The 12157-nt window shown below is 71.9% G+C and carries 12 protein-coding genes; 9 read left to right on the top strand and 3 right to left on the bottom strand.

Annotated features, from left to right (window positions below):
* Positions 1-125: 125 nt before the first annotated feature.
* Positions 126-509, bottom strand: coding sequence for a metallopeptidase family protein (locus J7I97_RS31890; protein ID WP_214942027.1), 384 nt, complete (start codon positions 507-509; stop codon positions 126-128).
* Between the two features lie 426 nt (positions 510-935).
* Between J7I97_RS31890 and J7I97_RS31885 the strand changes: the two genes are divergently transcribed.
* The 6 genes from J7I97_RS31885 (at position 936) to J7I97_RS31860 (ending at position 6503) form a co-directional block, all read left to right on the top strand.
* Positions 936-1325 carry a DUF3499 domain-containing protein gene (locus tag J7I97_RS31885; protein ID WP_214942024.1) on the top strand — a complete coding sequence of 130 codons (390 nt, stop codon included), beginning with the start codon at positions 936-938 and terminating at the stop codon, positions 1323-1325.
* A gap of 77 nt (positions 1326-1402) precedes the next feature.
* Positions 1403-2773 (top strand): phosphomannomutase/phosphoglucomutase, encoded by a 1371-nt coding sequence (locus J7I97_RS31880; RefSeq protein WP_214942021.1) that lies wholly within the window; start codon positions 1403-1405, stop codon positions 2771-2773.
* Positions 2774-2858: 85 nt separating this feature from the next.
* Positions 2859-3044 carry a Trm112 family protein gene (locus J7I97_RS31875; RefSeq protein ID WP_037797711.1) on the top strand — a complete coding sequence of 62 codons (186 nt, stop codon included), beginning with the start codon at positions 2859-2861 and terminating at the stop codon, positions 3042-3044.
* 97 nt (positions 3045-3141) lie between these two features.
* The gene (locus J7I97_RS31870) at positions 3142-4275 is read left to right on the top strand and encodes an SIS domain-containing protein (RefSeq protein ID WP_214942018.1); all 1134 of its coding nucleotides are present in this window, start codon (positions 3142-3144) and stop codon (positions 4273-4275) included.
* 40 nt (positions 4276-4315) lie between these two features.
* Positions 4316-5473, top strand: a complete 1158-nt coding sequence (gene manA / locus J7I97_RS31865) for a mannose-6-phosphate isomerase, class I (protein WP_214942015.1) — start codon at positions 4316-4318, stop codon at positions 5471-5473.
* 94 nt (positions 5474-5567) lie between these two features.
* On the top strand, positions 5568-6503 hold the full coding sequence (locus J7I97_RS31860; RefSeq protein WP_214942012.1) for a cation diffusion facilitator family transporter: 936 nt from the start codon (positions 5568-5570) through the stop codon (positions 6501-6503).
* A gap of 147 nt (positions 6504-6650) precedes the next feature.
* Here the strand turns inward: J7I97_RS31860 and lepB are convergent, their stop codons facing one another.
* Positions 6651-7337: a signal peptidase I gene (gene lepB / locus J7I97_RS31855; protein WP_214942009.1), complete on the bottom strand. Its 687-nt coding sequence runs from the start codon at positions 7335-7337 to the stop codon at positions 6651-6653.
* Between the two features lie 265 nt (positions 7338-7602).
* On the opposite strand from lepB, the gene ahcY reads away from it, so the two are divergent.
* Entirely contained in the window at positions 7603-9039 is a 1437-nt protein-coding gene (gene ahcY, locus J7I97_RS31850) for an adenosylhomocysteinase (protein WP_214942006.1), read from the top strand.
* 119 nt (positions 9040-9158) lie between these two features.
* Complete coding sequence (locus J7I97_RS31845) at positions 9159-9776, top strand: hypothetical protein (protein ID WP_214942003.1); 618 nt, start codon at positions 9159-9161, stop codon at positions 9774-9776.
* A gap of 1 nt (position 9777) precedes the next feature.
* Here the strand turns inward: J7I97_RS31845 and J7I97_RS31840 are convergent, their stop codons facing one another.
* Positions 9778-10740 carry an RDD family protein gene (locus J7I97_RS31840; protein ID WP_214942000.1) on the bottom strand — a complete coding sequence of 321 codons (963 nt, stop codon included), beginning with the start codon at positions 10738-10740 and terminating at the stop codon, positions 9778-9780.
* A gap of 113 nt (positions 10741-10853) precedes the next feature.
* On the opposite strand from J7I97_RS31840, the gene J7I97_RS31835 reads away from it, so the two are divergent.
* Positions 10854-11861, top strand: coding sequence for a stage II sporulation protein M (locus tag J7I97_RS31835; protein WP_214941997.1), 1008 nt, complete (start codon positions 10854-10856; stop codon positions 11859-11861).
* The last annotated feature ends 296 nt before the right edge of the window (positions 11862-12157 follow it).

Genomic DNA, 12157 nt, shown 5'->3' with positions numbered 1-12157 from the left:
AGCCCGTCCGGCGTTTGAGGACCGGGTCCGGGCGGAGCCCGGGGAACGGAGAAAGGGCGGGGCGGGGAGAGGCTCCGCGCAGCGGCACATCCCACCCGCGGAGCCACCCGGCGGAGCCACCCGGCTCAGTCCTGCCCGTACCGCGGGTCCACAGTCTCCGGGGAGAGCCCCAGCAGCTCCGCCACCTGCTCCACCACGATCTCGTGCACGAGCAGCGCCTTCTCGTCCCGCGTCTTGGTCCGGATCTCCACCGGCCGCCGGAAGACCACGATCCGGGCCGGCCGCCCGTCCCGCGCCTCCACCAGCCCGCCCAGCGGCACCGCCTCGTCGTTCCAGCCGCCGTCCGGGCCGCCCGGCGGCCCAGGGACGTCCGCGACCACGAACTCCACCTCGGCCAGCTGCGGCCAGCGCCGCTCCAGCCGCTCCACCGAATCCCGTACGAGGTCCCCGAAGAGCTCCGCCCGGCTGGCCGACAGCGGCACCTGAGGCGGCGCCAGCGGCCCGCGCATCCCCCGCCCGTGCCGGTCCCGCCGCCGCGGCCACGGCTCACGCGGCGTCCCCCCAGGACCCGCAGGACCGCCAGGACCCGCAGGCCCGCCAGGACCCGCAGGCCCGTCAGGCCCAGCAGGCCCGCCAGGCCCGCCAGGCCCATTAGGACCGGCCGGGCCAACAGGCCCAACCGGCCCAACAGGCCCAAGCGCAGAGGATCCGGCAGGTCCGGCAGGGCTGGGAGGCAGAGGGCTGTCCGTCACCCCCGCAGGGTAGCCCTCACCCGCGTCCCCGCCCCGGCCACGGCCCGCTGCCACACCCCGATCAATCCGGCCAAGGTTCCACACCTTTCAGGCCCCCTTGGGCGAGTTCACGCCACGACACGGGGGAGTGACCCGGGGGAGAGTCGTCGCGGCCCGGTCAAGAGTGCGGTACCGTCCAACGTCGTGAGCCTTGTACGTCGCTGTTCGCGCACTGCGTGCGGCCGCCCTGCCGTCGCAACACTGACGTACGTCTACGCCGATTCGACCGCAGTTCTCGGCCCGCTCGCCACCTACGCCGAACCCCACTGCTATGACCTGTGCGCCGAGCACTCGGAGCGCCTGACCGCCCCCCGCGGCTGGGACGTCGTACGCCTGTCCGACGGTTCGGCGCCCTCGCGCCCGAGCGGTGACGACCTGGAAGCCCTGGCCAACGCCGTCCGCGAGGCCGCACGCCCGCACGACCGCGCGGCCGAGGCCGGCGCCGGCCCGGGCGGCGGCCCCACCGCCAAGGGCCCCGCCAACGGGCAGTCCCGTCGCGGACACCTGCGCGTCCTCCGCTCGCCGGATTCCTGACACCCGATCATCCGAAAAACGGCACCCCCTGCACGGTAGGTTTGCTTCAGCGCACAGGACCTTCAGGAGGGCAGGCAGTGGCCGCAGATCTTTCGAACATCGTCAAGGCATACGACGTACGCGGCGTCGTCCCGGACGAGTGGGACGAGTCCCTGGCAGAGTTGTTCGGTGCTGCGTTCGTCGAGGTCACCGGAGCCACGGCGATCGTCGTCGGACACGACATGCGCCCCTCCTCGCCCGCCCTGTCCGGAGCCTTCGCCCGCGGCGCCGCCGCCCGCGGTGTGGACGTCACCCTGATCGGGCTGTGCTCCACGGACCAGCTGTACTACGCCTCCGGGTCGATGAACCTGCCCGGAGCCATGTTCACGGCCTCGCACAACCCCGCCCAGTACAACGGCATCAAGCTCTGCCGCGCCGGCGCGGCCCCCGTGGGCCAGGACACCGGCCTCGCCACCATCCGCGAGCTCGCCGAGAAGTGGACCGACGAGGGCGCGCCCGCCGTCCCCGCGGGCACCGTCCCCGGCACCATCACCGAGCAGGACACCCTCACCGGCTACGCCGAACACCTCAAGGGCCTGGTCGACCTCGCCGCCATCCGCCCGCTCAAGGTCGTCGTCGACGCGGGCAACGGCATGGGCGGCCACACCGTCCCCACCGTCTTCGCGGGCCTCCCGCTGGACCTCGTACCCATGTACTTCGAGCTCGACGGGACCTTCCCGAACCACGAGGCCAACCCCCTCGACGCGAAGAACATCGTCGACCTCCAGGCCCGCGTGAAGGCCGAGGGCGCCGACCTCGGACTCGCCTTCGACGGCGACGCCGACCGCTGCTTCGTCGTCGACGAGCGCGGTGAGGGCGTCTCCCCGTCCGCGATCACCGCGCTCGTCGCCGCCCGCGAGCTGGCCCGCAACGGCGGCACCGGCACCGTGATCCACAACCTGATCACCTCCTGGTCCGTCCCGGAGGTCGTCAGGGAGAACGGCGGAACCCCCGTCCGCACCCGCGTCGGCCACTCCTTCATCAAGGAGGAGATGGCCAAGTCCGGCGCCATCTTCGGCGGCGAGCACTCGGCGCACTACTACTTCAAGGACTTCTGGAACGCGGACACCGGCATGCTCGCCGCGCTCCACGTCCTCGCGGCCCTCGCCGGCCAGGACGGCCCGCTCTCCGAGCTGGTCGCCTCCTACGACCGCTACGCCGGCTCCGGCGAGATCAACTCGACCGTCGCCGACCAGGCCGGGCGGCTCGCCGCCGTCAAGGCGGAGTACGGCGCCCTCGACGGAGTCACCCTCGACGAGCTCGACGGCCTCACCGTGACGGCCGCCGACTGGTGGTTCAACCTGCGCGCCTCCAACACGGAGCCCCTGCTCCGCCTGAACGTGGAGGCCCGCGACCAGACCACCCTCGCCAAGATCCGCGACGAGGTCCTCGCGCTGGTCCGGGCCTGACACCGGCGCCGCCGGGCCGCGCACCGCACCGCGCCCGGCGGTACGCTGACCTCGCCCAATCCGCATGTTCGAAGGGAAGCGCCCCATGCCGCTCGAAGCCGGTCTTCTGGAGATCCTCGCCTGCCCCGCCTGCCACTCGCCCCTTGAGGACAAGTCGGCCGACGAGACGGCTCCCGAGCTGATCTGCACCGGCCAGGACTGCGGGCTCGCCTACCCGGTCCGCGACGGCATCCCCGTGCTCCTCGTGGACGAGGCCCGCCGCCCGGCCTGAGGCAAGGCCTCGGCCGCACCGCCCGGGCCCCGCCCCAGAAGCCGAAACCGGTTCCGCCACACTCCTCGGTCCGTCACGAACACTGCCGGAGGCCGCCATGCTCGACGAGTCGCTCCTCGACGCACCGGACGATCTCGCCCGTGCCGACCGCCGCGGCCTGCTCCGCGGCGCCGCCGACGCCGGGGCAAGAGTGCGCACCGCCGTCCGGCACGCGACCGAGGCCGGGCTCGCCGACCTGCGCCCCGACGGCAGGCCCCGAGCCCTGCTCATCGCCGGGCCCGGGACCGCCGCCAGCGGAGTCGCCGACCTGCTCGGCGCGCTCGCCGGAGCCTCCGCCCCGGTCACCCGGCTGCACCCCAGCGGAGTAGCGCAGGCCGCCGGAGCGCTGCGGTGGGCGCTGCCCGGCTGGGCCGGCCCCGTCGACCTGCTGCTCATCGCCACCACCGACGGCACCGAGCCCGGCCTCGCCGTCCTCGCCGAGCAGGCCTACCGGCGCGGCTGCACCGTCGTCGCCGTCGCGCCCGAGCGGTCACCGCTGAGCGAGGCGGTGGACGGCGCGCACGGGGTCTTCGTACCGATGGCACGGGCCCCGTACCAGGAGTACGACGAGTCCGCCGCGGCCGGGCCGGGTGCCCTGTGGGCCCTGCTGACCCCGCTGCTGGTCCTCCTCGACAAGCTCGGGCTGATCTCCGCCGCCCCGGACACCCTCCAGCTCGTCGCGGACCGGCTCGACCGGACCGCCGAGCGCTGCGGGCCCGCCATCGCCACGTACTCCAACCCGGCCAAGACCCTCGCCGCCGAGCTCGCCGACTCCCTCCCGCTCATCTGGAGCGAGGGCGCCGGAGCCGGCCCGGCCGGCCGCCGCTTCGCCGCCACCCTCGCCGAGCTCGCCGGCCGCCCCGCGCTGGCCCACGAACTCCCCGAGGCGCTGCCCGCCCACGGGGTCCTGCTCGCAGGCGCCTTCGCCGCGGGCGCCGACCCCGAGGACTTCTTCCGTGACCGGGTGGAGGAGCCCCAGGCCCTCCGGGCCCGCATCGTCCTGCTGCGTGACCGGCCGACGGGCGGCCTCACCGCCGCCCCGGCCGCGCGCGAGCTGGCCCTCAGCCACGACACGGCCATCAGCGAACTCGAACCGGAGGAAGGCGTCGAGCTGGAACAGCTCGCCGAACTTCTCGCCGTCACGGATTTCGCCACCGCCTACCTGGCGCTGGCGTCCAGGGGACACGGCTGAGCGCACGTCCGTGCCCGGCCCTTCATCCAGGAAGACGACGATGGACCGCCTGACGAACACGATCCGCCCCTACGCGTGGGGATCCACCACCGCGATTCCCGCGCTCCTCGGGGTCGAGCCCACGGGTGAGCCCCAGGCCGAGATGTGGATGGGCGCCCACCCCGGAGCCCCCTCCCGTATCGACCGCGGCGCGGGCGAGGTCACCCTGACGGACGTCATCGCCGCCGACCCCGAGGGCGAACTGGGCGGGGCCTGCGTCGCCAAGTTCGGCCCCCGGCTCCCCTTCCTGTTCAAGCTCCTCGCCGCCGGCGCCCCGCTCTCCCTCCAGGTCCACCCCGATCTGGCGCAGGCCAAGGAGGGCTTCGCCGACGAGGAGCGCCGCGGCATCCCGGTCGACGCGGGCCACCGCAACTACAAGGACCCCAACCACAAGCCCGAGATGATCTGCGCGCTCACCCCCTTCGACGGGCTGTGCGGATTCCGCCCGCCGCAGGAGGCCGCCGATCTGCTCGCCGGCCTCGGCGTCGACTCGCTCAAGCCCTACGTCGACCTGCTGCGGGCCCACCCCGAAGAGGCGGCCCTGCGCGAGATGCTCACCGCCGTACTGACCGCGGACCGCGTGGAGATGGCCCGTACGGTCACCGAGGCCGCGGCCGCCGCCGAACGCCTCGGGGACCCGTACAAGCCGTACGCCACACTCGTCCACGACTACCCGGGCGACCCGGGCGTGATCGCGGCCATGCTGCTCAACCACGTCCAACTCCAGCCCGGCGAGGCGATGTTCCTCGGCGCCGGCATCCCGCACGCCTACATCGACGGCCTCGGCGTCGAACTGCTCGCCAACTCCGACAACGTGCTGCGCGCCGGGCTCACCCCGAAGCACGTGGACGTGCCGGAGCTGCTGAAGATCGTGAAGTTCGAGCCGGGCGACCCGGCCGTGCTGCGGCCCGAGGGCAACGGCGAAGAGGTGTATGAGACCCCCATCGACGAATTCCGCCTCTCCCGCTTCGTCCTGGCCCCCGGATCGGGCGCCCGTACCCTCCCGTCCGGGGCCCCGCAGATCCTTCTGTGCACCGCGGGCTCCCCGAAGGCCGGCGAACTGACTCTCTCCCCGGGCGAGTCCGTCTTCGTCCCGGCGTCCGAAAAGCCCGAACTGTCCGGAACCGGCACAGTTTTCCGTGCCACCGTGGTGGTCTGACGTACCGTCCGTATCGGCGGCTGCAACAATGTGCGGCCGTAGCGCGGCGCCCCGGCCAGGGATGCCGTACCGAAGGAAGGGACATCGAGCACCCATGAGCGCGTCGGGCGGTACCAGGGCGATCGTGGCGGCACTCGCCGCCAATCTCGCCATCGCTGTAGCCAAGTTCGTGGCATTCATCTTCAGCGGCTCGTCGTCGATGCTCGCGGAAAGCGTCCACTCGCTGGCGGACTCGGGAAACCAGGGACTGCTGCTGCTGGGCGGCAAGAAGGCCCAGCGCGAGGCGACGCCCCAACACCCCTTCGGGTACGGGCGTGAACGCTACATCTACGCCTTCCTCGTCTCCATCGTGCTCTTCACCGTCGGCGGCATGTTCGCCATCTACGAGGGCATCGAGAAGATCAAGGAGCCGCACGCCATCGAGGCCTGGTACTGGCCGGTCGGCGTGCTCGTCTTCGCGATCATCGCGGAGGGCTTCTCCTTCCGCACGGCGATCAAGGAGTCGAACGAGATCCGCGGCTCGCTGTCGTGGGGCCAGTTCATCAAGCGCGCCAAGGCCCCGGAGCTGCCGGTGGTCCTGCTGGAGGACTTCGGCGCGCTCGTCGGCCTGGTGCTCGCCCTCGGCGGCGTCGGCATCGCGCTGGCCACCGGTGACGGCGTGTGGGACGGCATCGGCACCCTCTGCATCGGCGTCCTGCTGATCGTCATCGCCGTCGTGCTGGCCGCCGAGACCAAGTCCCTGCTGCTGGGCGAGGCCGCGGGCACCGAGGACGTCGAGAAGATCAAGGCCGCCGTCGTCGACGGGGACACCGTCACCCGCCTGATCCACATGCGCACGCTGCACCTGGGCCCCGAGGAGCTGCTGGTCGCCGCCAAGATCGCCGTCCAGTACGACGACACGGCGACCGAGGTGGCCGACGCCATCAACGCCGCCGAGGCCCGCATCCGCGAGGCGGTCCCGATTGCCCGTGTGATCTACCTGGAGCCGGACATCTACAAGGCCGAGGCCGCCGAGGCCGGCGGGAAGTGACCTGACCCGCGTACGCCCAGCACGAAGGCCCCCGCAGCCGCGGGGGCCTTCGCGGTGTCGAGGCGGGCTACGCGGCCCACGCCGGCCACCGCGCTGCTACGCGGCTACGGGCCCACGCCGACCGCGCCGGCCACGCGCGCCACGCGGCTACGCGGCCACGTCCACGCGATCCGCCGGAGCCGCCGGGGTCCGCGCGCGCACCGCCCGCCCGCGCGCCCGCCATGCCGCGCCGCCCAGCCCGCCGCCCACGAGCAGCAGTAGCCCGGCCGCCGCCTGGGCCCACACCGCCGCCAGCGCCATCGGGTACACCACCACCCTGGCGACCACCGCGCTCACCGGAACAGGACCATTGTTCGCGAACTGCGAGCCGTCGGAGTTGACCCGGTTGTCGGCCATCAGGAACACCTGACCCTGCGGCACCGTCACGTCGAAGGCCACGGTGGACGGGTACTTCCACCCCTCCAGATACGGCTCCTCCAGCGGCTTCCCGTTGAGGAACAGCACCTGCTGGTGCTCCTTGCCGCCCATCGAGTACCGGATCCGGTCCCCGCCCACCGCCACGACCCGGTTCATCTGGGTCTTCTCCAGGGACCACGGCACCGAGGCGAGGACGATGTCCCCCCGCCGCGGCCCGCCCCCTCCGACCGGCACGAGATAGGTGGTCTCCCCGTCCGTGTAAGTCGGCGTCATCGTGAAGCCGGCCTGCCGGCCCTCCGTGAAACGGGCCGGCGGATCCACCGCCATCGCCACCCGCACCCCGCCGAACAACACCGCTGCGAGCAGCAGCAGGACGCCCGCCGCGATCCCGCGCCTGCGCCCCGGCCCGTGTTCCATCCAGCCCCCTCCGGTGTACTGCCTGGCATCGTAAGGAGATCTTCGTCCCTCAGGGTCGCCGTTCGACTGGGGCAGGCTGCGCCGATCGGTGTAGATTCGGAGCCAGTGTCAGGCGTCGCTGCTGATGGCGGTCGGGCGGTCCTCGTGACCGGCCGAGGGGAGAGAGGGCCCCCGACGGACTGTGCTCGGTGCACCGCCCTGCTCACGCACGGCCGGTGCGCGGCTCAGCCGTACCCACCCTCTCGAACCATGAGGAGCAGCACGCATGGACTTCAAGGTCGCAGACCTCTCCCTTGCCGCCTTCGGCCGCAAGGAGATCACCCTGGCCGAGCACGAGATGCCGGGCCTGATGTCGATCCGCAAGGAGTACGCGGCGACCCAGCCCCTGGCCGGCGCCCGCATCACCGGCTCCCTGCACATGACGGTGCAGACCGCCGTCCTCATCGAGACCCTCGTCGCCCTCGGCGCCGACGTCCGCTGGGCCTCCTGCAACATCTTCTCCACCCAGGACCACGCGGCCGCCGCCATCGCCGTCGGCCCGAACGGCACCCCGGAGAACCCGCAGGGCGTCCCCGTCTTCGCCTGGAAGGGCGAGACGCTGGAGGAGTACTGGTGGTGCACGGAGCAGGCGCTGACCTGGCCGAACACCCCCACCGGCGGCCCGAACATGATCCTCGACGACGGTGGCGACGCCACCCTCCTCGTCCACAAGGGCGTCGAGTTCGAGAAGATCGGCTCCGCCCCGGACCCCTCCACGGCGGACTCCGAGGAGTACGGCCACATCCTCACCCTGCTCAACCGCACCCTCGGCGAGACCCCGCAGAAGTGGACGCAGCTCGCGTCCGAGATCCGCGGCGTGACCGAGGAGACCACCACCGGCGTCCACCGCCTCTACGAGATGATGGCCGAGGGCACCCTGCTCTTCCCGGCGATCAACGTGAACGACGCCGTCACCAAGTCGAAGTTCGACAACAAGTACGGCTGCCGCCACTCCCTCATCGACGGCATCAACCGCGCCACCGACGTCCTCATCGGCGGCAAGGTCGCGGTCGTCTTCGGCTACGGCGACGTCGGCAAGGGCTGCGCCGAGTCGCTGCGCGGCCAGGGCGCGCGCGTCATCGTCACCGAGATCGACCCGATCTGCGCGCTCCAGGCGGCGATGGACGGATTCCAGGTCGCCACGCTGGAAGACGTCGTCGAGACCGCCGACATCTTCATCACGACCACCGGCAACAAGGACATCATCATGGCCGCCGACATGGCCAAGATGAAGCACCAGGCCATCGTGGGCAACATCGGCCACTTCGACAACGAGATCGACATGGCCGGCCTGGCCAAGATCGAGGGCATCGTCAAGGACGAGGTCAAGCCCCAGGTCCACACCTGGAAGTTCCCCGACGGCAAGGTCCTCATCGTCCTCTCCGAGGGCCGCCTGCTGAACCTCGGTAACGCGACCGGCCACCCGTCCTTCGTCATGTCGAACTCCTTCGCGGACCAGACCCTGGCCCAGATCGAGCTCTTCACGAAGCCGGCCGAGTACCCCACCGACGTCTACGTGCTCCCCAAGAACCTCGACGAGAAGGTGGCCCGTCTCCACCTCGACGCCCTCGGCGTCAAGCTCACCACCCTCCGCCCGGAGCAGGCCGACTACATCGGCGTCAAGATCGAGGGCCCGTACAAGCCGGACCACTACCGCTACTGATCCCCGCGGATCCACAGCACCGAGCAGGCCCCCGGCACACGTGCCGGGGGCCTGCCCCATACGCTGGCAAGACACCCGTGATCCCTTGCCCCCTTGATCCTTGATTGGGGACGTACGCAATGCCCCGCGGCCGCTACTCGCTCCACGACCCGCACGACCGCACCCCGCTCGGCGAGGAGCACTTCCACTGCGCCCCCGGCCCCTCCGGCTGGCGGTACGTCTCCCAGCTCACCGCCCCGAACGGCGACCACCGCGGCTCGATCGACCTGGCCATCGACGAACTCGGCCGCCCCATCCGCCTGGAGGCCAACGCCGCGAGCTGGCAGGTCCGCGGCGCCGCCATCGACGGCGTCACCTGGGTCCGCACCGACCCCACCGGCACCGAGGCCACCGAGGGAAACGTCCACGCCCCCGGCTTCACCGGCACCTCCCCGGCCTTCCTCATCGCGACGGCCCGCCTGCTGCGCCTGACCCCCGGCGCCCCCGCCACCCGGGTCCGGCTCGTCGCCCTCACCGACCCGGTCCTCGCCCCCCGTACGGTCGACCAGGCGTGGGCCCTGCGCAAGCGCGAGGAACACCCCACGGACAGCGGCCCGCTCCTGGTGGACGAGTACCAGGTCAGCGCCCTGGACACCGGGGAGGTCCACACCGTCCACATCGCCGGTGACGTGGTCCTCTCGGCCCCCGGCATCGAACTCGAACACCTGGAAACCCCGCCCACGGCCTTCGAGGAGTAGCTCAGGCAGGCGGCGCGAACCCGGTCGCGGGAGGCTGTGCGGGCGCCACGCGCGCCGGAGCGACCGGCGCGACGGGCGCCGCCGCGGTGGCGGCGGGCGGAACAGCAGGCATCACCGGCATGGAAGGCGCGTACTGCCCGGCCTGCCCGGCCTGCCCGGCGTACGGAACCGGAGCGGCAGCGGGAGCCGCGGCGTAAGCGGCCCCCGGGGCAGCCGCGGCGCCGAAGGCCCGCGCCGCGTCCCGCGACTGCCGCTCGTGCACCACCGCCATCAGGAACGCGGCAGCCGGCACCCCCGCCGGCGCCGGCGCCCCCGTACGGGCCACCAGCTCATCCGCCAGCTTCGCCGCCATCGAGGCCCCCACCGTCGGGTCCAGCTGGTTCATCCGCGTCAGGTACTGCCGTATCGCCAGCCACAGCCCGTCCGGCACCGCCGACAGATCGAGCCCGGTGAACCGCCCCGCCAGCCACGGCGGCGGCGCGGGCACCGGCATCACCCGGGCCCCGGGCACCCGCTCGCGGATCACCAGCGTCCCGCCGAAGACATCCCCGAGCCGCCGCCCCCGCTCCGACACCAGCGAGGCGATACAGGCCACGCACCCGAAGGTCGCCAGCAACTCCACGACCCCCATGGCCCCGCGCACCAGCGCATGCCGGAACCGGATCGGCCCGCCGTCCTCCCGAACCACCCGCAGCCCGCACGCCAGCTTGCCCAGCGACCGCCCGTGGCTCAGCGTCTCCACCGCGATCGGCACCCCGACCAGCACCAGGATGAAGCTCGCTATGGTCACGGCCGCTCGGGCGGCGTCGTCGAGCGAGGCCGTCGCGAGTACCAGTCCGAACGAGATGATCATGTAGCCGGTGAAGTACACGACCAGGTCGAGGACGAACGCCAGTGCCCGGCTCGGCAGCCTCGCCGGCCGCAAACCCAGGACGACCGCGTCCCCCGTCACCAGATCGCTCACCGCAGCACACCTTTCACGTGACCTGCCCCGCCCCATCGGCACCCAGTCTGCCAAGCTGACCACAGTACGAGTAGGCAGCAGCAGGGGACCTGGGGCAGGGGAGCGGTAACCGGATGGATCTCGACGTCTTCGTGACGGCCCACAGGGCGGAATGGGACCGCCTGGAGCAGCTCCTGGGCCGCGGCCGCCGACTGACGGGCGCCGAAGCCGACGAACTCGTCGCCCTCTACCAGCGCACCTCCACACACCTCTCCCTGATCCAGTCGAGCGCCCCGGACCCCATGCTCACGGGCCGCCTGACCCAGCTCGTCGCCCGCGCCCGCGCCACGGTGACGGGCGCCCGCCGGGCCGGCTGGCGCGACGCGGCCCGCTTCTTCACCGCGGGCTTCCCGGCCGCCGTCTACCGCAGCCGCCGCTGGTGGATACCGACGGCGCTGCTGTCCGTGGCCGTCGGCGTGCTCATGGGCTGGTGGATAGCCACCCATCCCGAGGTCCAAGCGGCCATCGCGGCCCCCTCGGAGCTGAAGCAGATGACGAAGCCGGGCGGCGAGTACGAGACGTACTACTCCAGCCACCCCGCGGCCTCGTTCGCGGCCCAGGTGTGGACGAACAACGCCCAGGCCGCCGCGATGTGCCTGGTCCTGGGCGCGTTCTTGGGGCTCCCGGTGCTCTGGATCCTCTTCCTGAACATGGCCAACCTGGGCGTCGGAATCGGCCTGATGGCCTCCGCCGACCGGCTCGACGTCTTCCTCGGCCTGATCCTTCCGCACGGCCTGCTCGAACTCACGGCCGTCTTCGTCGCCGCGGGCACGGGCCTCCGCCTGGGATGGACGGTCATCGACCCGGGCCCCCGTACCCGCCGCGCGGCCCTCGCCGAACAGGGCCGCGCGGCCCTCGGCATGGCCATCGGCCTCGCGGCGGTCCTGTTCGTCTCGGGCCTGATCGAAGGCTTCGTCACCCCGTCCGGCCTCCCGACCTGGGCCCGCATCACGATCGGCATCGCCGCCGAGGCCGCCTTCCTCCTCTACGTCTACGTCCTGGGCGGCCGGGCCTCCCGAGCTGGCGAGGTGGGCGACGTGGAGGCCGCGGACCAGACGGCGACGCTCCCCACGGCGGCCTGATGTGCGTACGACCCCGCTGAGCTGCTAGTCTCTCGTCGTCCCGCAAAGACTGTTGACACGGTTGCTGTGGGGAGGTAGATTTGAACGGTTGCCACGAACTGGACAAGTTCGGGCAGAGATGGTTTAAAATCTTTCTCGCCCCAGGAATTGAATTCCGAGGTGGCACACTCGACTCCTCATCCAGGAATCTGAAGCCGGGAAATCCGGTGGAAAACTTCTGATAGAGTCGGAATCGCCGGAAAGGGAAAACGCGAAAGCGAAGAACCTGGAAAGCGAGCGGGACTGACTCTGATAGA

It is taken from the genome of Streptomyces sp. ISL-87 (assembly GCF_018614095.1).
Lineage (GTDB): Bacteria > Actinomycetota > Actinomycetes > Streptomycetales > Streptomycetaceae > Streptomyces.
Note: the sequence above shows the minus strand (reverse complement) of the source record. Positions and strands in the feature narration are given on the sequence as shown.